At 40.9% G+C, this 254-nt stretch carries 1 protein-coding gene; it reads left to right on the top strand.

The window, feature by feature from the left end; genetic code table 11:
• Window positions 1–254: hypothetical protein (locus tag ACYQ78_RS39860; protein ID WP_459806190.1), on the top strand; the 254-nt coding region annotated here is incomplete at both ends.

The following is a 254-nucleotide window of genomic DNA, read 5'->3' as shown; positions in this document are numbered from 1 at the left end:
CTCAATGATTGCAATTCTTTTGGACTGTGTCAAAGAAGAAATGCGCAAGGAGTATCTCCAAAAGGTTTCAAGACAAAATGGAGCCTCAAAAGCTGACGATAACATCACTCAACATTTGTCTCCTTTTTTGACTGCTAAAGTTCTTGATTTTGTGGAGTTTGTATTAAAGCCACCAATGGGAGGACCACCTTCACTCCCTGAATTCACTGATGCGGTAATGGCTGCGCTCAACCTGTATAGATTTGTACTCATCA

Source organism: Herbidospora sp. RD11066, from assembly GCF_054661255.1.
The sequence above is the reverse complement of the archived record's forward strand: the minus strand, read 5'-3'. Positions and strand labels throughout refer to the sequence as shown.